At 70.1% G+C, this 17,846-nt stretch carries 18 protein-coding genes and 1 riboswitch; of the genes, 12 read left to right on the top strand and 6 right to left on the bottom strand.

The genetic code is table 11. The features are described from left to right. Positions 1 to 31: 31 nt before the first annotated feature. The gene (locus tag AB0J58_RS08820) at positions 32 to 1,693 is read left to right on the top strand and encodes a carboxylesterase family protein (RefSeq protein WP_364212220.1); all 1,662 of its coding nucleotides are present in this window, start codon (positions 32 to 34) and stop codon (positions 1,691 to 1,693) included. Positions 1,694 to 1,867: 174 nt separating this feature from the next. Here AB0J58_RS08820 and gltX read toward each other — a convergent pair whose 3' ends face one another. Both gltX and AB0J58_RS08810 read right to left on the bottom strand, forming a co-directional pair. Next, positions 1,868 to 3,199, bottom strand: coding sequence for a glutamate--tRNA ligase (gene gltX, locus AB0J58_RS08815; protein WP_364212487.1), 1,332 nt, complete (start codon positions 3,197 to 3,199; stop codon positions 1,868 to 1,870). Positions 3,200 to 3,227: 28 nt separating this feature from the next. Then, positions 3,228 to 4,004, bottom strand: a complete 777-nt coding sequence (locus AB0J58_RS08810; RefSeq protein ID WP_343978017.1) for a fumarylacetoacetate hydrolase family protein — start codon at positions 4,002 to 4,004, stop codon at positions 3,228 to 3,230. Positions 4,005 to 4,316: 312 nt separating this feature from the next. Here AB0J58_RS08810 and AB0J58_RS08805 point away from each other — a divergent pair, with 312 nt between their 5' ends. From AB0J58_RS08805 to AB0J58_RS08775, 7 genes are read left to right on the top strand one after another with little or no spacing between them, the layout of a single operon-like run. Next, positions 4,317 to 4,769 carry an Asp23/Gls24 family envelope stress response protein gene (locus AB0J58_RS08805; RefSeq protein WP_364212485.1) on the top strand — a complete coding sequence of 151 codons (453 nt, stop codon included), beginning with the start codon at positions 4,317 to 4,319 and terminating at the stop codon, positions 4,767 to 4,769. 53 nt (positions 4,770 to 4,822) lie between these two features. Then, positions 4,823 to 5,401 carry a hypothetical protein gene (locus tag AB0J58_RS08800; protein WP_364212217.1) on the top strand — a complete coding sequence of 193 codons (579 nt, stop codon included), beginning with the start codon at positions 4,823 to 4,825 and terminating at the stop codon, positions 5,399 to 5,401. Next, complete coding sequence (locus tag AB0J58_RS08795) at positions 5,398 to 5,586, top strand: hypothetical protein (protein ID WP_364212214.1); 189 nt, start codon at positions 5,398 to 5,400, stop codon at positions 5,584 to 5,586. Before AB0J58_RS08800 ends, AB0J58_RS08795 begins: the two co-directional genes overlap by 4 nt. Further along, complete coding sequence (locus AB0J58_RS08790; RefSeq protein WP_364212211.1) at positions 5,583 to 6,227, top strand: Asp23/Gls24 family envelope stress response protein; 645 nt, start codon at positions 5,583 to 5,585, stop codon at positions 6,225 to 6,227. The genes AB0J58_RS08795 and AB0J58_RS08790 overlap by 4 nt, the downstream gene beginning before the upstream one ends. Further along, positions 6,224 to 6,916 carry a DUF6286 domain-containing protein gene (locus tag AB0J58_RS08785; protein WP_364212208.1) on the top strand — a complete coding sequence of 231 codons (693 nt, stop codon included), beginning with the start codon at positions 6,224 to 6,226 and terminating at the stop codon, positions 6,914 to 6,916. The genes AB0J58_RS08790 and AB0J58_RS08785 overlap by 4 nt, the downstream gene beginning before the upstream one ends. Positions 6,917 to 6,921: 5 nt before the next feature. Next, positions 6,922 to 7,509: an alkaline shock response membrane anchor protein AmaP gene (locus AB0J58_RS08780; protein ID WP_364212205.1), complete on the top strand. Its 588-nt coding sequence runs from the start codon at positions 6,922 to 6,924 to the stop codon at positions 7,507 to 7,509. A gap of 50 nt (positions 7,510 to 7,559) precedes the next feature. Next, the gene (locus AB0J58_RS08775; protein WP_355569973.1) at positions 7,560 to 7,961 is read left to right on the top strand and encodes an antibiotic biosynthesis monooxygenase; all 402 of its coding nucleotides are present in this window, start codon (positions 7,560 to 7,562) and stop codon (positions 7,959 to 7,961) included. A gap of 64 nt (positions 7,962 to 8,025) precedes the next feature. On the opposite strand, the gene AB0J58_RS08770 is transcribed toward AB0J58_RS08775, so the two are convergent. Further along, positions 8,026 to 8,622, bottom strand: coding sequence for an HD domain-containing protein (locus AB0J58_RS08770; protein ID WP_364212202.1), 597 nt, complete (start codon positions 8,620 to 8,622; stop codon positions 8,026 to 8,028). A gap of 302 nt (positions 8,623 to 8,924) precedes the next feature. Between AB0J58_RS08770 and AB0J58_RS08765 the strand changes: the two genes are divergently transcribed. Next, positions 8,925 to 10,517: a heparinase II/III family protein gene (locus AB0J58_RS08765; protein ID WP_364212199.1), complete on the top strand. Its 1,593-nt coding sequence runs from the start codon at positions 8,925 to 8,927 to the stop codon at positions 10,515 to 10,517. Positions 10,518 to 10,651: 134 nt separating this feature from the next. Here the strand turns inward: AB0J58_RS08765 and cimA are convergent, their stop codons facing one another. Then, complete coding sequence (gene cimA / locus AB0J58_RS08760) at positions 10,652 to 12,226, bottom strand: citramalate synthase (RefSeq protein WP_364212196.1); 1,575 nt, start codon at positions 12,224 to 12,226, stop codon at positions 10,652 to 10,654. A gap of 276 nt (positions 12,227 to 12,502) precedes the next feature. Here cimA and AB0J58_RS08755 point away from each other — a divergent pair, with 276 nt between their 5' ends. Both AB0J58_RS08755 and AB0J58_RS08750 read left to right on the top strand, forming a co-directional pair. Beyond that, complete coding sequence (locus AB0J58_RS08755; RefSeq protein ID WP_364212193.1) at positions 12,503 to 13,156, top strand: O-methyltransferase; 654 nt, start codon at positions 12,503 to 12,505, stop codon at positions 13,154 to 13,156. A gap of 102 nt (positions 13,157 to 13,258) precedes the next feature. Further along, on the top strand, positions 13,259 to 13,852 hold the full coding sequence (locus tag AB0J58_RS08750) for a Uma2 family endonuclease (protein ID WP_364212190.1): 594 nt from the start codon (positions 13,259 to 13,261) through the stop codon (positions 13,850 to 13,852). A 216-nt stretch (positions 13,853 to 14,068) separates the two neighbouring features. Here the strand turns inward: AB0J58_RS08750 and AB0J58_RS08745 are convergent, their stop codons facing one another. Beyond that, on the bottom strand, positions 14,069 to 15,163 hold the full coding sequence (locus AB0J58_RS08745) for a branched-chain amino acid aminotransferase (RefSeq protein ID WP_343969920.1): 1,095 nt from the start codon (positions 15,161 to 15,163) through the stop codon (positions 14,069 to 14,071). Positions 15,164 to 15,334: 171 nt separating this feature from the next. After that, the gene (locus AB0J58_RS08740) at positions 15,335 to 16,381 is read right to left on the bottom strand and encodes a 3-isopropylmalate dehydrogenase (RefSeq protein ID WP_364212188.1); all 1,047 of its coding nucleotides are present in this window, start codon (positions 16,379 to 16,381) and stop codon (positions 15,335 to 15,337) included. Between the two features lie 141 nt (positions 16,382 to 16,522). Further along, positions 16,523 to 16,753, top strand: a riboswitch (cyclic di-AMP (ydaO/yuaA leader). 14 nt (positions 16,754 to 16,767) lie between these two features. On the opposite strand from AB0J58_RS08740, the gene AB0J58_RS08735 reads away from it, so the two are divergent. After that, complete coding sequence (locus AB0J58_RS08735) at positions 16,768 to 17,337, top strand: C40 family peptidase (RefSeq protein ID WP_364212185.1); 570 nt, start codon at positions 16,768 to 16,770, stop codon at positions 17,335 to 17,337. The last annotated feature ends 509 nt before the right edge of the window (positions 17,338 to 17,846 follow it).

Raw genomic sequence — 17,846 nt, 5'->3', positions numbered from 1 at the left:
GGACATCGTGAAACGACCAAGGAAATGGAACATGACGGGCGCCGCGCTCGTATCCGGCCTGGCCTGCGCCCTGCTGCTGGTACCGGGGGCCGCGGGAGCCGGGGCCGCGACGGCACCCGCCGGCACCGCGCCGCCGGGGGGCACGGCGCCGGCCACCGCAGGCGGCGCGAACCCGACGACGGTACGTACCGACTCAGGATGGGTGCGGGGCAGGGCCGGTAAGGATCACCTGTCCTTCCAGGGCATCCCGTACGCCGCGCCACCTGTCGGTGAGCTGCGCTGGCGGTCGCCGCAGGCCGTCACCCCGTGGCAGGGAGTGCGCGACGCCACCGCGCCGGGCGACCGGTGCGCGCAGACCGCCGACATCTGGGGCCTACCGGGAAGCGAGGCGGAGGACTGCCTCTACCTCGATGTGACCGCCCCCGCGGGCGGGAAGCGGCCCAGGCCGGTCATGGTGTGGCTGCACGGCGGGAGCTTCACCAAGGGGGCCGGCAGCGACTACGACGCCCGCAGGCTGGCCGTGCGGGGCGATGTCGTGGTGGTGACGGTCAACTACCGACTGGGCGTCTTCGGGTTCTTCGGGTATCCCGGGCTGGAGAACGCGGGAGCGTTCGGGATCGAGGACCAGCAGGCGGCGCTGCGCTGGGTGCGGCGCAACGCGGCGGCGTTCGGCGGCGACCCGCGCAACGTCACCCTGTTCGGCGAGTCGGCGGGGTCGCACTCGGTGTGCGCGCAGCTCGCCTCCCCCGCCGCGGCGGGTCTGTTCCACCGGGCGATCACCCAGAGCACCCCGTGCGGGACCGGGAACTTCGAGGGCACGCCGCTGCGGCCGGTCCTGGACATCCCGCTCTGGGTGCCCCGGGCCGCCCACGACGGCCACGGACAGGCTCTGGCCGCCGCGCTGGGGTGCGCGGACCCCCAGACCGCGCTCGTCTGCCTGCGGGGCAGGCCGGTGGCCGACCTGCTGGCCCAGCAGCCGCTCCCGTTGCCGGGGTACGGTAACGCGGTGCTGCCCGAGGATCCCTCGAAGGTGTTCGAGGAGGGCCGCTTCCACCGCGTGCCCATGCTGACCGGCATCACCAGGGACGAGGGCACGCTGTTCACGTCGCTGCTGTTCCCGCCGATGACGGCCGGGGAGTACGAGGCCGCGGTCAACGGGAAGTTCGGCGCCGCGGGACCGGACGTGCTGGCCGAGTATCCGCCGGACGCCCACGGCGGCTCACCCCTCCAGGCGGTGGCGGCCGTCATGAGCGACCTGGACTGGGCCTGGCCGGCGCGCGACACGGACCTGCTGCTCGCCCGGTATGTGCCGACCTTCTCCTACGAGTTCACCGACCGGACGGCGCCCCGGCTCTTCCCGCTGCCCAACGGGGTCAGGCCGCTCGCCTCGCACGGGTCCGAGCTGTCGTTCCTGTTCGACGTCGGCTGGGAGTCCGCCCCGCTCACCCCCGAGCAGCGGCGGCTCGGCGACACGATGATCGACTACTGGTCTAGGTTCGCCGCCGCCGGCGACCCGAACCGGCCGGGCCTGCCCGCCTGGCGGCGCGTGCGCCCCACCGGCGGCACGCCGTACGTGCAGGGGCTGGCCCCGGGGCGAGGCGGTATCGCCCCCTTCGACCGGGCCGCGGCTCACCGTCTGTCCTTCTGGGACAGGCTCGCCGGACGGGGGACGGAGCCGGCACGTCCCTCCTAGGGGTCCTGCCGGCCTGATCCTTCCCGCATCGACGGTCCTGTCCCGGCCCGGGTGGGCGACCCTCCCAGGCCGGGGCAGGCCCCCCGGCTCCACGATGACCTCCGATGACCTCCGATGACCTCCGGCGCGCCGGCGGCTCCGCCGCGCACCCGGGCCTCGTCCGGTCCGCGTTCCTCAGGCCTGGAGTCTGGCGAGGGCGGCGCGGACGCGGTCCATCGACCGCGTCCGGCCGAGGACCTCGATCGACTCGAACAGCGGCAGGCCGACGGTCCTGCCGGTGACGGCCACCCGGACCGGCGCCTGGGCCTTGCCGAGCTTGAGACCGTAGGAGGCGCCGACCTCCTCCAGCGCCGTCTTGAGCGACTCGGGGTCCATCTCGACCTTCTCGAGCCGGTCGAGGTAGCCGGTGAGGATCTCCACGGCGGAGTTCTTCATGGCCTTGTCCCACGACGCCTGGTCGAAGACGGGCTCGTCCAGGAAGAGGAAGTCCACGTTCGCGGTGATCTCGGACAGGACCGCGATGCGGGTCTGGGCGAGTTCGGCGACCTTGGCGAAGGTCTCGCGGTCCCAGCTCGGGTCCAGCCACGGCTCGCAGCGGGTGATGAACTCCGCCAGGGGCAGCGCCCTGATGTACTCGCCGTTGAACGCGCGGAGCTTCTTCTCGTCGAAGAAGGCCGGGGAGGGGTTGACGTCCTCCAGCCTGAACAGCGGCACCATCTCCGACCAGGGCATGATCTCCCGGTCGTCGCCGGGGCCCCAGCCGAGCAGCATCAGGTAGTTGACCATCGCCTCGGCCAGGTAGCCCTCCTCGCGGTAGGACTCCAGGGCGACCTTGTCGCGGCGCTTGGACAGCTTCTGGCGCTTCTCGTTGACGATGACCGGCACATGCGCCCAGGTGGGCGGTGCGACGCCGAGCGCCTCCCAGAGCAGCTGCTGCTTGGGGGTGTTGGACAGGTGCTCCTCGGCGCGGACCACGTGGCTGATCCGCATCTCGACGTCGTCGACGACGTTGGCCAGCACGAAGAGCGGGGAGCCGTCGCCGCGCGCGATGACGAAGTCCTCCATCGCGTTGTTGGGGAACTCGACGGTGCCGCGGACCAGGTCGGAGATCACGGTGACGCCCTCGTCGGGCGTGCGGAAGCGGACCGCGCCCTCGGACAGGCCCCGGTCGCGGCAGAAGCCGTCGTAGCCCTGGTGCTCGGACCCGGTGCGGGCCTTGACCTCGTCGCGGGTGCACGTGCAGTAGTAGGCCCGGCCCTCGGCCAGCAGCCTGGCCGCGGCCTCGCGGTGCTGCTTCTCGTACGAGGACTGGAAGTAGGGTCCCTCGAAGGCCGGGGCGCCGTCGTTGATCCCGATCCAGGCCAGCGCCGAGATGATGCCCTCGGTCCATTCCGGCCGGTTGCGGGCGGCGTCGGTGTCCTCGATGCGGAGCACGAACCTGCCGCCGGCCCTCTCGGCCAGGGCCCAGTTGAACAGCGCGGAGCGGGCGCCGCCGACATGGAACATGCCGGTCGGCGAGGGGGCGAAACGAACCCTAATCACGGGAGACCACCCGGTTGCTGAGAGTGCCGATTCCTTCGATGAAGACGCTGACCTCGTCGCCGACGCTGAGCGGGCCGACCCCTTCCGGCGTCCCGGTGAGGATGACGTCGCCGGGGATCAGGGTCATGACCGCGCTCACGTGGGCGATCAGCGCGGGGATGTCGTACATGAGCTTGGAGGTACGCGAGCTCTGCTTGACCTCGCCGTTCACGGACGTGACGATGCCGACGTCGCTCGGGTCGAGCTCGGTCTGGATCCACGGGCCGAGCGGGCAGAACGTGTCGAAGCCCTTGGCCCGGGTGAACTGGACGTCCTTCTTCTGCAGATCCCGCGCCGTGACGTCGTTGGCGCAGGTGTAGCCGAAGATGACCTCGTGGGCCCGTTCCCGGGGCACCTCCCGGCAGAGCCTGCCGATCACCACCGCCAGCTCTCCCTCGTAGTCGACCCGCCGGGACAGGGTCGTCGGGTAGGCGATGGCCTCACCCGAGCCGATCACCGAGGTCGACGGCTTGAGGAAGACCAGTGGCTCGTCGGGGACCTCGCCGCCCATCTCGTGGGCGTGGTCGGCGTAGTTCTTGCCGATCGCGACGACCTTGCTGGGCAGCATGGGCGCGACCAGCTTGACCTGGGAGAGCGAGTGACGCTCACCGGTGAACTGGATCGGCCCGAACGGATGACCGGAGATCGCGGAGACGAACTCCTCCCCTGGGCCACCCTCGACCACCCCGAACCCGACACCGTCTCCTGTGGAGAACCTCGCTATACGCACACGACAAGGCTAGTAGGGCTCGGGGTCTCGGCTGACCGCGCCCGTGTCTCCGGGAGGTTCGCGCCCCCGCCCAACCGGTCCCTCCAGCACACCGCCGAGCCCTTTGGGCTATATACAGCCAAAAATACCTATAAAGGCTATTTTCCCGATACGACCATGATTGAGTTAAAAATAAGTATGTCATGGTTAGTGGCATTGTGAGGGGTATGACCGTTTCTGTCAGTATCGGGGGGGCCAGAAGAAGGTCTTCCCTCGGGGGAAGGAACGGACGTGACTGAAGCCAGCACGGCGAACAGGCTCAAGGGCGAAGAGATGCCTGTGCCCCGGGCACGCACCGACAGCCCCGGGTCCCAGGGTGGCCTGGTCACTCCCAAGGGAACCACCACCATCGAGAGCGGCGTCGTAGCGAAGATCGCGGGCCTGGCGGCCAGGGAGATTCCCGGCGTGCACAACATGGGCGCGAGCACCGCGCGAGCCATAGGCGCGGTACGCGGCATGGTCGGCGCCGACCAGAACATCACCCAGGGGGTCTCCGTCGAGGTGGGCGAGCGTCAGGCCGCCGCCGACCTCGAAGTGGTCGTCGAGTACGGCATGGCCATTCCCGACCTGGCCGCCGCCGTACGCCGCAACGTGATCACGGCGATCGAGCGCATGTGCGGGCTCGAGGTCACCGAGGTCAACATCAAGGTCTCCGACGTCCACATGCCCGGCCAGGACAAGGACTCCGCGGAGGAGTCGTCCGAGCCGGGGCCGCGCGTCCAGTGAGAGATCCGGCGCGCGGGCCCGGGGACCCGGCCCGCGAGGAGACGACGCGTCCGGTGGCGGCGGGGTCCGGCCACCGGATGGCCGCGCCCGCGAACGACCCCGGCGATCCGGCCCGTCGGCCGCCCGCCTCGGCCCCGGCGACCGCCGCGCCCGCGCACGGACCGGAGCATCCGACCCCGGCGACCGCCATGCCCGCGCACAGGCCGGAGCACCCGGTCCACCCGCCCGCCACCCAGACCCCGGCCGGGGCCGTACCCGCCCAGAGACCACGGGCCCCGGCCCGCACGACGGCCGCCGCACCGGGCGAGACGGGCCCGCCCCGCGAGGAACCGGCCACGGCCGCCGAGCGGGAACCGGCCCGCCGGGGGGCGGGTCTCGCGCACGGGATAGCCGACGCCGTACGGCGCTGCCCCGATGTCGTCGACCTCTCGGGCGGCCCGTTCGGGACGGTGGCGACCTACCTGCCCGGCGAGAGGGTGTCCGGCGTCGCGCTGCACGAGGACGGGATCGAGATCTCGGTGGTCGTCAGGCTGGGGCGCCCGCTGCCGGAGATCGCCGACGAGGTACGTGCGGCGGTCGCCCCGCTGGCGGATGACCTGCCGGTGAATGTCCATATCGGAGGTTTGACATGAACAATTTCCCAGTGTGGTCCGTACTCGGCACGATCGTCGGCGTTCTGCTGGGCTTCGCCGGAGCCTTCGGCGGCTTCTGGGCGTTCCTGCTGGTGCTGGTGCTCGGTGCCGTCGGATTCCTGCTCGGCCACTTCGCCGAGGTCGGCGAGGTCAACCTGTCCAGGATCTCGGCGAGACGGCGATGAACACCCCCGTCGAACACCGCGCCCCCTCCTCGGAAACGGCCGCGGACTCAGGCGGCCTGCCCGCCGAGCGGGCGGGCTCCGCCCCCGCCGGGACCGGGCGGTCCGCGCCACCCGCCGTACCCGCCCAGCCGTCACAGCGGGCCGTACCGGCCGAACTGCGTGGCAGAACCAACATATCCGACCGGGTGGTGTCGCGTATCGCGGCCAGTGCGGCCAGGGAGGTGGCACGGGTGCGGAAGGTCGGCGAGCGGGGACCGCTGTCCCTTCGCGGAGGCACCCGCGCCGCCGTCGACGGCACGCTCGCGACGCTCCGGCTGGACGTGACCATGGAGTACCCGGCCCCGATCCGTGAGGTGGCCGACGAGGTCCGGCGTCACGTCGCCGAACGGGTCACGACGCTGACCGGCATGGACGTCGGCCACATCGACATCGACGTCACCAACGTGATCCGCGCTCCGGAGAGCCCGCCCGAGACCTCGTACGAGGTCTCGCGTGAGACCTCACCTGAGACCTCGCCCGAGACCCCGCCCGAGACCTCGCCCGAGACCCCGGGGGCCGAAGGCGGGAGCCGGCCCGACTTCCGGACACCGGACGCGGCGGCCCACGGGACCGACGTCCCGCCGCGGGAGGAAGAGCGATGACCTCCCACGAGCCCTTCTCAGAGCATGTCTCCGGGCATGTCTCCGATACAGGGCCGACCGAGGAGATTCCGGCCGCGCCCGGTACGGCGTCCGTGGCGCCGTCCGCGCCGCGGGCACCCGACGAGGTGGTGAGGAACGCCTCCGCCGACCGGGCGGCGGTCAGGGCCTTCCGCCCGCGCCGGGTGATCCCCGCCGTCATCACCGCCGTGGTGATGACGGCGATCGGCGTCCTGGTGGCGCTGGAGGTCATCTCCGCCCTGGCGGGCCACCCGCTGCGCCTGCTGCCCTACGACCGGATGCTCACCTGGGCGTCGTCGACGCCGTGGAGCGACCGGCAGGTGATGGCGGGCGCGGGCCTGGTCGGCCTGCTGGGCCTGCTGCTGGTGCTGTTCGCGCTCATCCCGGGGCGGCCCACGCTGATCCCGGTGCGGACGGGCGACAAGGACCTGGTCATCGGCATGCAGCGCCGGGGCTTCGCCCGGTCACTGGCCCACGCGGCCGAGCGGGTGCGGGGGGTGGACCAGGCCAAGGTACGGCTGGTGGGAAAGACCGTCCGAGTGGACGCCCACAGCGCCGTCCGGGACACCACCGGCCTGGCCGACGCCGTACGGGAGGCGGTGACCGCGCGGATCGCCGCGCTCTCCCCCGTCTGGCACCATCCCGTCCACGTGCACCTGCGAGGGAAGTGAGCGCCATGCACGACAAGACCGCCCGGGGCAACCGGCTGGGGCTGCTGCTCGTGGGACTGGCGCTGATGGCCCTGAGCGCCCTGGTGATGGCGCGCGGCGCGGGGGCGTTCCCTCCGGCCGTGGCCTCCGCCCGCGGACCGCTCGTGGACGCCCAGACGCGCGCGGCGTTCGCCCGCTACGACCCGTGGCTGTGGTGGGTGGTCGCCGCGGCGGCGATAGTGCTCGCGCTGTTCGGCCTGCGCTGGCTGCTGGTCCAGGGGCGCAGCCGGAGGCTGAGCGGCATCCGCCTGGACGGCGGTCCCGCCGGGATCACCGAGGTGGACGCGCACAGCGTGACCGACGCGGCGGCCGCCGAGGCGGGCTCGCATCCCTCGATCATCGGCGCCACCGCCGCGATGACCGGCACGAGCGAACACCCCGCCGTACGAATGCGGGTGGCGGTCGTCGAGGACGCGCCGATGAGCGCGGTCCGCGAGCAGCTGAGCGGGGTGGTCATCCCGCACATGCGCCAGGCCCTGGAGACCGAGCGCATACCCGCCGTCGCCCGGGTGACCCTGGGGGACGCGCCGCACCCCCGCAGGGCCGTCACCTGACGGAGCGCCGCATAGGGTGATCGGGGAAACCAACGCTTCGAGGAGACGATGTGCCTTCGGTCGTGAAGATAAACGTGCTGACGGTGTCCGCGGAGATGCGCGAGGAACTGGAGCGCCGCTTCTCCGGACGGGCGGGAGTGGTCGAGTCCGCGGACGGGTTCGAGTGGTTCGAACTGCTCCGCCCGGTGGACGGCACCGACCGCTACCTGGTCTACACCCGCTGGCGTTCCGATGAGGACTTCAAGCGCTGGACCGAGAGCCAGGCCTTCCAGCGGGGCCACGCCCAGGCCGCCGCCGAGGCCGGCCAGGGCCAGGGTCACGGGCACGGGCACGGGCAGGAGGCGGCCGGCCCAGCTCAGGGGCACGGCCACGGGCAGGGCCCGGCGGCCTCCGGGGCCGAGCTGTGGTCGTTCGAAGTCGTGCAGAGCACCGGGCCCGCGCCCGGAGCCTGATCGCTCGCCGAAGGGCGCCCGACCGGCCCCGCTCCCCTCGTTTCCGGGAGCGGGGCCGGTGCGCTCAGCGGTCCAGGGGGTTGGCGGCGATCCGCTCGGCGATCCCCGAGCGGACGAACCGCCCGGCCGGGCTGTCCGGCTTGCGCGCGGCCTGGTCCGCGAAGCATCCGGCGAACTCCGGGCCGATCCCCAGCCTGGGGTAACGCTCAAGCACCTCGGCCCGGAGCCCGGCGGGGAAGTCCTCCGACCGCCGCCCGGAGATGTCCAGCCCGGTGGACAGTTCGAGCAGGTGCCCCTCGGGATCCGCCCCGGGGTCCACGCTGTCCCACATGTGGCGTACCACGATCTCCAACGCGCGCACGCGACGTTCGACGGGCCATCCGGCCCCGGCGGCGAAGACCCAGGCGACATGGCCTCCCGCCTCCTCGAACGGCACGGTGTGGCTGTCGAACTCCTTGACCAGGCCGATGTCGTGCATCATCGACGCGACGTACAGCAGCTCGGCGTCGAAGGCGATGTCGTTCATCGCACCGTAGGCCGCCGCCCACAGGTAGGCGCGCACGGAGTGGTTGAGCAGGGCGGGCGAGCAGTAGGCGGTCGCCACCTCCAGCGAGCCGCGGGCGGCCGGGGTGTCAGGGATCACGATGTCGGCGAGTCTCATGCCGCCCAGCCTGCCGAAACGCGGCGGCGCCCGCGAGAGGCGGCCGGGACATCTGCCGGCAGGATCAGGCCACGCGTGCCGGGAAACCTGGGAAACCTGGGAAACCCGCATCTAGTTGCTAACGATGTCCCGGAAGCACCCATCCCGACTTGACCGGTTTGGTGGGATTCGGACAGCATGATCCGCCCTCTTCGTTTGGCCCGGAAGGAACTGGCGTGCGCCGCCGCACACAAGCACTCGCTCTCTCCCTTGTCCTCCTGACGACCTGCGGCGCCACAGTCGGCACCGCGGAGGCACGGGAGGTGAAACGCACCGCCGAGTGTCAGGGGGACTGGCTGCCGGCCACGCCGACGGCGGCGGACATCATGAACGGCGAGGTCGCCTTCCTCGACCTGGCCCCGGTGAAGATCGGCAAGAACGTCGACTGGCGCGCCGACCCCTACCGGAACCGCTCCTGGAGCATGGTCTTCCACTCGCTGCGCTGGATGGGCCGCCTCGTCGCCGACTACGAGACGAACGGCAACGAGGCGTACCTGACACGGGCCGTCGAGATCGCCAAGGACTGGGTCGCCGACAACCCGCGCGGCGGCGCGGGGGCCAGCCCGTACGCCTGGCAGGAGCACCCGATCGCGCTGCGCGCCCCCGCGCTGGTCTGCCTCAGCAAGCACGTCAACGAGTCGTGGCTCTCCCGCAGCCTGGCCGAGCACGCCAAGATGCTGTCGGACCCGAAGCTGTACGAGAAGGGTCACAACCACGGCATCGACCAGGACATCGCGCTGCTCGGCATCGGCTGCCGCTACGGCCGGGACCAGTGGTCCAGCCTCGCGATCAGACGGCTCACCGAGACCGTGAAGCTCGACGTCGACTCCCAGGGCGCGCTGCGCGAGCAGGCCCCCCGCTACGCGATCTACGTCTACGAGCGGCTGAAGGTCGCGATGGACAACATCAAGTCGTGCGGGCGGAAGGTGCCCGCCGACATCTCACGCCGCTGGGAGTCGCTGGAGGACTTCATCTCCCACTCCACCCAGCCCGACGGGTTCATGGTCCCGATCGGTGACGGCGGCGCGGACGTGCGGCCCGTCGGCTACTCCCACCCGAAGAAGACGGTGCGGGTGTTCGGCAACGGCTACGTCTACGGGCGCACCGCCTGGGACAGGCCCGAGTCGGCGTTCTACTCCATCCGCTTCGGGCCCGGCATGAAGTACCACGGCCACGAGGACCACCTGGGCGTGACCTACTACGCGCAGGGCCGCGACGTCCTGGTCGACGTCGGTTTCGACTCGTACGAGAACAGCGGCTACCGGCACTGGACGATGTCGGCCGAGGCGCACAACACCTCGGTCGTGTCCGGGGCCAGGTTCCGCGGCAAGACCGCCACCACCCTGAGCAGATCCTCGATCGGGTCCGAGCGGCAGAGCTACCGGCTGACCGACCGGGCCTACGGCGTGCCCAGGACCCGCTCGGTGCTCGTCAACCACGAACGGGACCTGATGGCCGTGCTGGACACGGTCCCCAAGGGCTCCTCGGTCCGCAACATCTGGCACTTCTCCCGTGACCTGTCCACCGTCTCGAACAGCGGCGGCCAGGTCGTGGTGAAGGACAAGGCCGGCTGGAAGGCGACGCTCGTGCAGGTCTCGATGCCCTCCTGCAAGCCGGTCGGCGGGCTCAAGGTGGTCCGCGGCCAGAAGAACCCCTACCAGGGCTGGGTCTCCTCCGCCTACCTGCGGCGGCACCCCGCGCCCGCGGTCGTCGCACCCGCCTCGGGCGACTCCGTGCTGACCGTGCTGGTGCCCGGCACCGGCAAGCCGTCGCTCTCCTGCTCCGGCGGCAAGGTCAGCGTGGAGACCTCCGAGGGCCCGGTGAGTTTCCGCGTCGGCGGCGCCGACCTCTCCTGACGACCTCGCCCCCGGCGGGACCGACCCGGCCAGGGCCCTGGGCCGCCCTGTGCCGCCCGGGTCCGCCGGGTCAGGAGGGCGGGTCCGGGTGAACACCCCTGGACCCGCCCTCCGGCTCTCTTTCCGGTGCCGCCTCAGCCGGTGTGGCCGGCGCGCAGCAGACCGTAGGTGACGGCCTGCTCCAGCGCCTGCCAGGACGCCTCGATGATGTTCTCGTCGACACCGACGGTGGACCACTCCCCGGCCGCGTCGCTGGAGGTGATCAGCACGCGCGTGACGGCGTCGGTGCCGTGCGTGCCCTCCAGGATGCGCACCTTGAAGTCGATCAGCTCGACCCCCGCCAGCTCGGGGTAGAGCCGCTCGAGTCCCTGCCGTACGGCCCGGTCGAGGGCGTTGACCGGGCCGTTGCCCTCGCCGGTGGCGACGATCCGCTCGCCCTTGGCGTGCAGCTTCACGGTGGCCTCGCTGACCACCTCGCCGCCGCGGGTCCGCTCGACGATCACCCGCCAGGACTCGACCTGGAAGTGGCGCCTGCGCTCGCCCGCGACGGTGTCGCGGAGCAGCAGTTCGAAGGAGGCGTCGGCGGCCTCGAAGGTGTAGCCCTTCGACTCCATCTCCTTGACCCGCGTCACCAGCTCCCGCGAGGTGTCGGCAGCCAGCTCGTAGCCCAGCTCGCGGCCCTTGAGCTCGACCGAGGCGCGTCCGGCCATGTCGGAGACGAGCATCCGCATGTCGTTGCCGACCTCGGCGGGGTCGATGTGCTGGTAGAGGTTGGGATCGACCTTGATCGCGCTGGCGTGCAGCCCGGCCTTGTGCGCGAAGGCGGAGACCCCGACGTAGGGGGCGTGGGAGTTGGGGGTGACGTTGGTGACCTCGGTGATCGCGTGGGCGATCCTGGTCATGTCGGCCAGCGACTCCCTCGGCACCAGCTCGAACCCCCGCTTGAGCTGCAGGTTGGCCACGACCGTGAACAGGTTGGCGTTGCCCGAGCGCTCCCCGTATCCGTTGGCGCAGCCCTGCACGTGCGTCGCGCCCGCCCGCACCGCGGCCAGGGAGTTGGCGACCGCGCAGCCGGTGTCGTCGTGGCAGTGGATGCCGATCCTGGCGGACGTGCCGACGGCGGCCTGCACGACCTCGGCCAGCTCGTCGGGGAGCATGCCCCCGTTGGTGTCGCAGAGCGCGACGACCGAGGCCCCCGCCTCGGCGGCGGTGCGCAGCACCTCCAGCGCGTACGCCGGGTTGGACTTGTAGCCGTCGAAGAAGTGCTCGGCGTCGAGGAAGACCCGCTGTCCCTCCGCGTGCAGGTGGGAGACCGTGTCGCGGATCATCGCGAGGTTCTCCTCCAGGGTCGTGCGGAGGGCCAGCTCCACGTGCCGGTCGTGACTCTTGGCGACAAGGGTCACGACCGGCGCGCCGGATTCGCGCAGCGCGGCCACCAACGGGTCGTCGGCTGCCTTCACACCTGCCCGGCGGGTCGCGCCGAACGCGGCGAGCTGCGCGTGCTTCAGGTCGAGCTCTGTTTGAGCTCGCCTGAAGAACTCTGTGTCCTTGGGATTGGCCCCCGGCCAGCCACCCTCGATGAAACCGACGCCCAGGCCGTCCAGGTGACGCGCGATGGCCAGCTTGTCGGCCACCGTGAGGTTGAGCCCCTCCTGCTGGGCCCCGTCACGGAGGGTCGTGTCGTACACGTGGAAGCGGTCGTCGGCCATGTCGTTCTCCTTCGCGGTTCGATGATTCGCCGCGCGCTCACTCGGCTCCGAGAAACAAAAAAACCCCTCACGGACGTGAGAGGTCTGCGCGCTGGCGGTGTCCCTTTTCAGCCAGCGCGCCTGCCGATAATGAGCAGACCGTAGAACATGATGCTCTGGAGTCTGCCACACGCCGACAGCATCTGACACATCGATCTTAGGATTCGAGACGCGCGGCCTGCCGACACGGCTCGGCTTCACCCCCGCGACCATCTCCCACCGACCAGAATGAGGCCCATGAAGGCGACCTATCTCGACCCCGCCGTGGGACAGTACCTGCTCGCGCACACCACCCTGCCCGACGACGTCCTCGACGCGCTCGCCGTCGAGACCCGCGAGCTGACCGGCGACAGCGCGGGAATGCAGATCTCCCCCGACCAGGGGCGGTTCCTCACCATGATCGCCCAGATCAGCGGCGCCAGGAACGCGGTGGAGGTGGGCACCTTCACCGGCTACTCCTCCATCTGCCTCGCCCGCGGGCTCGCCCCCGGCGGCGGGCTCACCTGCTTCGACGTGAGCGAGGAGTGGACAGCGGTCGCCCGGAGATACTGGGAGAAGACACAGGTCTCGGACCGCATCGAGCTGAGGATCGGCCCGGCGGCCGAGCGGCTGCACGAGCTCCCCGAGCACCCCGCGGTGGATCTGGCGTTCATCGACGCCGACAAGGTCAACTATCCCCTCTACTACGAGATCCTGATGTCGCGGCTGGCCCCCGGCGGGGTGATCCTCGTCGACAACACGCTGTGGAGCGGCCACGTCGCCGATCCCGGCAGGGACGACGAGACGGTCAGGCACATCCGCGAGTTCAACGACATGGTCAGCGCCGACGTGCGGGTCACCTCGATCATGCTCCCCATCGCCGACGGCCTCACCATGATTCGAAAGCACTGACGAGAACTTTTCCGAATCCGGGGCGGGCGGGAATCTTTCCGATTACTTTAAGCGATGCGGCAAACACGTTGCGCCCACCTGTACGGAGGGAAGGATGACCACATGGCCAAGGTTCTGGATCGACCAACCGAGAGACCACCGCAAGAAGATCTCCGCGACGAACTCGTCAGGCGACTCCCAGAGATGTGCGAGCAATGGCCTGACCGGCGCGTCGAGCTCATCAACGGCCGGATCGTGGTGAGAGAGTTGCCTACCAACAGCCACAACGACATCGTCTTCTGGATTCTCACCCAGCTTCTCGGCACAGTGACCGAGCATGGTTGGAAGATCTGGAACGACATCAAGATCCATCTCGACCCTCAAGCCGAACGCTACCGCCCCGACCTCACTGTCGTGCCACGTAATCCCAGAATGTGGGATAAGAACGAGGTCTACGGTGACGTCACGCTGCTCGTGGTGGAAGTGGTCTCCCCAAGCAGCGTCAACGACGATCACGTCGTCAAGCCGCAAAACTGCGCGTTGGCAGGTGTCCCGCTCTATCTCGTCATCGATGCTTTCGACGAGCAGATCCGGCTCCTCAGCAGCCCCAGCCCCAAGGGGTACCAACAGGAGAACATCGTCAAGTTCGGCGGCTCCCTGAAACTTCCCGAGCCGTGGAACCTCACGATCGACACCGACGAGCTGCCCGAAGGATAGCCCTGTTCACGGAGGAGGTCCGGCCGGATTGGAGACCGGGCCCCCTCCGATTGGGGATCGCTGCGGTGACCGGTATATACGCATTGGCCAGTTCTCCACGCACCTGCCGCCACGCTGCCCCCACTTTGCACATGTAGGACATCGTCACGTCACGGTTCAGATCCCATGCGAGATCCAGCACCCCAAGCCAACCGAGGCCACACGCAGAACGCGGGACTAGCAGATCTTGTGGACCCAGTTGTGCGGGTCCGGGCGGGAACCGTACTGGATGCCCACCAGCTCCTCGCGGATCCTCCCGGTGACCGGCCCCTGGGTGCCGTCGCCGATCGTCCAGGCACGGTCGGCGCCCTTGACCGAGCCGACCGGGGTGACCACCGCGGCGGTGCCGCAGGCGAAGACCTCGGTGAGCTCGCCCGACTCGCAGCCCCGCTGCCACTCCTCGATCGACAGCCGCCCCTCCTCCGCCCGCAGGCCGAGGTCGGCGGCCAGGGCGAGGATCGAGTCGCGGGTGATGCCCGGCAGCAGCGTGCCGGTGAGCGCCGGGGTCAGCAGGCGGTCGCCGTAGACGAAGAACAGGTTCATCCCGCCCATCTCCTCGACGTAGCGGTGCTCGCTCGCGTCCAGCCAGACCACCTGGTCACAGCCCTGCTCGACGGCCTGGCGCTGGGCCACGAAGGCCGCGGCGTAGTTGCCGCCGCACTTGGCGAAGCCGGTGCCGCCGGGGGCCGCGCGGGTGTACTCGGTGGAGAGCCAGACGCTGACCGCCTGCCCGCCGCCGAAGTAGGCCGCCGCCGGAGAGGCGATCACCATGTACTTGTAGGTCCTGGAAGGGTAGTTGACCCCGAGCGCCGGCTGTGTGGCGATCATGAAGGGGCGCAGGTAGAGGCTGTGTCCGGGCGTGGTCGGCACCCACTCGCGGTCGGTCTGGACGAGCAGTTCCAGCGACTCGACGAACGTCTCCTCGGGCAGCTCGGGCATGGCCATCCGCAGTGCGGAGGTGTTGAAGCGGGCGGCGTTGGCCTCGGGGCGGAACGTCACGATCGCACCGTTCTGCTGGCGGTACGCCTTCATGCCCTCGAAGAGCTCCTGCGCGTAGTGGAAGACCGCGGTCGCGGGGTCGAGGCTGAGCGGGCCGTACGGCATGAGCCGGGCGTCGTGCCAGCCCTCGCCCTCGGTGTAGTCGATCGAGATCATGTGGTCGGTGAAGACCTGGCCGAACCCCGGAGCCGCCATTACCTGCTCGCGCTCGGCCGCGGTGCGCGCGTGGTCGGAGAGCTGCACGTCGAAGCTGAGCTTCTGAGCGGTGGTCATGACGCGGATCCTTATCTTGAGGTCTGGCTTACCCTTGGGTCCATTCTGCGTTGGACCGGGTAACGGGAAACTACTGCATCCATGCCGAAAACCGGCAGTGCGGGGAAACAAAAACGCGCCCGGCGGCTCGGAGGAGCCGCCAGGCGCGTCGGGGTCGAGGGGGCGGCTTCCTCAGCCGGCTACTCGCGCGGTGATGTCGTCACCGATCTCCTGGGTGGTCCGGCCGGCCCAGCCGGCCAGCCGCTCGAGCAGGTCGTCGGCGACGGCCTGCTCCACCCGGGCCGCCTCGTCGGCCAGGCCCAGGTGGTCCAGGAGCATGGCGACCGACAGGATCGTGGCGGTCGGGTCGGCCTTGCCCTGGCCCGCGATGTCCGGGGCGCTGCCGTGCACCGGCTCGAACATGCTCGGCGCGGTGCGGTCGGGGTTGACGTTGCCGCTGGCCGCCAGGCCGATGCCGCCGGCGATCGCCGCGCCGATGTCGGTGAGGATGTCACCGAAGAGGTTGTCGGTGACGATCACGTCGAAGCGCTCCGGCTGGCTGACGAAGAACATCGAGGCCGCGTCGACGTGGCAGTAGTCGGTCTGGACCTCGGGGTACTCCACGCTGATCCGGTCGAACGTGCGGGCCCAGAGGTCACCGGCGTAGGTGAGCACGTTGGTCTTGTGGACCAGCGTCAGCTTCTTGCGGGGGCGGGCCACCGCCTTCTCGAAGGCGTAGCGCACCACGCGCTCGACACCGTAGGCGGTGTTCAGCGACTCCTGGGTGGCGATCTCGTGCGGCGTGCCACGGCGCATGGCGCCTCCGGCACCGGCGTAGGGGCCCTCGGTGCCCTCCCGGATGACGATCATGTCGATGTCCTCGGGGCGGGCCTTGCCCAGCGGCGTCTCGACGCCGGGGAAGAGCTTGACCGGGCGGAGGTTCACATAGTGGTCGAGCTGGAAGCGGAGCTTGAGCAGCAGGTCGCGCTCCAGGATGCCCGGGGGCACGCTGGGGTCGCCGACCGCGCCGAGCAGGATCGCGTCGTATCCGCGTAGCTCGTCGAGCAGCGGGTCGGGCAGGGTCTCACCGGTCTCGTGGTAGCGCTTGGCCCCGAGGTCGTACGTGGTGGTCTCCACCTTGGTGCCGACCGCTTCGAGGACCTTCAGGCCCTCGGTGACGACCTCGACTCCGATCCCGTCCCCGGGGATGACCGCCAGGCGAATGTTACGCGAATCCATGCAGGCACCTTACCTGTCCGTCTCGGTGATCGAACACCGATCTCACTCTTCGGACGTGTCCACGCATCCGCCCGCGTGATCACTTTGTCCTTTTTTGCTCCCTATTGACCGTTTCGTGAGGTTTCGTTATCGTCCTCCCCATTCACATTGACGCCTAATCCGTACGGACCATCCCCCTACCGGCCCGTACGGAGCCGGGGAACCACTTTTTTCGGGATCCACCGGGCCCCCGGGAACCTCGCTCCGCCCCGGAGCGCGTTCCCGGCCGCCATCACGGGATTCCTTGGGGCGAATCGGTGCGTTTTCGCGCCGTAGGGCGGCCTCCACGCCCGAGCCCGACAGCTCACCCGGCCGGCCTTATGGAAGGAATCATCCTGTCCGGCAAGATGTACTCTCGCGTCCTGTCCATCCTCGTCTCAGGCGCCGCGGTGTTCGCGGCCTCGGCCATGGCGCCGACGGCGGCACTGGCCGCCTCCCCTCTCCCCTCCCCCGAGACCCCCGCGCTCGGCACCGTCAGGTTGAAGGCGGCACTGAAGAGCGCGACCCCCAAGCCCGCCTGGCAGACGGCCGTGAAGTGGGCCATGTCCAAGCGCGGCACGCCCTACGTCTGGGGTGGCACCGGCAACGGCGGCTTCGACTGCTCGGGCCTGATGCTCCGCGCCTACGGCGCCGCCGGGATCAAGCTGCCCCGCGTCACCAACGACCAGTACGCCGCCTTCTCCAAGAAGATCGCCTGGAAGGACCTCAAGCCCGGTGACCTGGCCTTCTTCAGCGGTCTCGGCCATGTCGGCATGATCACCAGGCCCGGCTACATGGTCCACGCCCCGCGGAGCGGCGACGTGGTCAAGGAGGAGAAGCTCAGCGCCTGGCGCCGGTCCTCCTTCGTCGGCGCGGTGCGCCCCGATCCGCAGGGGGTCAGGTTGACCGAGCAGATCAAACTCGCGACCGACGGATGAGACACGCCGGCTGATCGGCCGAGGGAACCCCGTCGGCGCCGGGAACCGGTTCAGCGAATTGGAGAACCACCGTTGTCCCGGCGGTCCAGGGCGGTCTGGAGCGCCTCGGCGGCCTCGTCCTTGACCTCTTCGGCGTGGTTCCAGGGATACATGTCGTACATGGCGAATCTCGTCTCGGTCGGATGCGAGCAGGGCAATGGTCGAGACTCCGATCAGGGCTCCGACCAGGCCTGATGTCACGGGTCCGGATCACGGACCGGTGATCTGGGCGTGGCGCCGGAGAGTCGCCGGCCCACCCCTGTCAGACCCCGTCGCGGCAGGTTGGGACCTGGCGCATTTCATCTCAGGCTACCTGGCGGCCGGAACGCCGTCTCGCCCGGCGTACACACTTCTCACATATCGAGACGAAAGGTGGCCGTCGCCCCGCGGTGCGGGGGGGGCGGCCCCCCCGGGGGGGAAGTAGTCGGGCAGGGGGGCGGCGACGGCGCGGGCGGCGGCGCGAAGCCGCC

This window comes from Streptosporangium sp. NPDC049644, assembly GCF_040675205.1.
GTDB classification, from domain to species: Bacteria; Actinomycetota; Actinomycetes; order Streptosporangiales; family Streptosporangiaceae; genus Streptosporangium; species Streptosporangium fukuiense.
This window is presented reverse-complemented; position numbering and strand designations above follow the sequence as displayed.

Excerpts from the sequence above, each read along its gene's own strand:
- AB0J58_RS08820 (WP_364212220.1), top strand. The coding sequence starts at position 32 with ATGACGGGCGCCGCGCTCGTATCCGGCCTGGCCTGCGCCCTGCTGCTG.
- gltX (WP_364212487.1), bottom strand. The coding sequence starts at position 3,199 with ATGTTCCATGTCGGCGGCGCCCGCTCCGCGCTGTTCAACTGGGCCCTG.
- AB0J58_RS08805 (WP_364212485.1), top strand. The coding sequence starts at position 4,317 with ATGCCTGTGCCCCGGGCACGCACCGACAGCCCCGGGTCCCAGGGTGGC.
- AB0J58_RS08795 (WP_364212214.1), top strand. The coding sequence starts at position 5,398 with ATGAACAATTTCCCAGTGTGGTCCGTACTCGGCACGATCGTCGGCGTT.
- AB0J58_RS08790 (WP_364212211.1), top strand. The coding sequence starts at position 5,583 with ATGAACACCCCCGTCGAACACCGCGCCCCCTCCTCGGAAACGGCCGCG.
- AB0J58_RS08785 (WP_364212208.1), top strand. The coding sequence starts at position 6,224 with ATGACCTCCCACGAGCCCTTCTCAGAGCATGTCTCCGGGCATGTCTCC.
- AB0J58_RS08780 (WP_364212205.1), top strand. The coding sequence starts at position 6,922 with ATGCACGACAAGACCGCCCGGGGCAACCGGCTGGGGCTGCTGCTCGTG.
- AB0J58_RS08770 (WP_364212202.1), bottom strand. The coding sequence starts at position 8,622 with ATGAGACTCGCCGACATCGTGATCCCTGACACCCCGGCCGCCCGCGGC.
- cimA (WP_364212196.1), bottom strand. The coding sequence starts at position 12,226 with ATGGCCGACGACCGCTTCCACGTGTACGACACGACCCTCCGTGACGGG.
- AB0J58_RS08755 (WP_364212193.1), top strand. The coding sequence starts at position 12,503 with ATGAAGGCGACCTATCTCGACCCCGCCGTGGGACAGTACCTGCTCGCG.
- AB0J58_RS08750 (WP_364212190.1), top strand. The coding sequence starts at position 13,259 with ATGGCCAAGGTTCTGGATCGACCAACCGAGAGACCACCGCAAGAAGAT.
- AB0J58_RS08745 (WP_343969920.1), bottom strand. The coding sequence starts at position 15,163 with ATGACCACCGCTCAGAAGCTCAGCTTCGACGTGCAGCTCTCCGACCAC.
- AB0J58_RS08740 (WP_364212188.1), bottom strand. The coding sequence starts at position 16,381 with ATGGATTCGCGTAACATTCGCCTGGCGGTCATCCCCGGGGACGGGATC.
- AB0J58_RS08735 (WP_364212185.1), top strand. The coding sequence starts at position 16,768 with ATGTACTCTCGCGTCCTGTCCATCCTCGTCTCAGGCGCCGCGGTGTTC.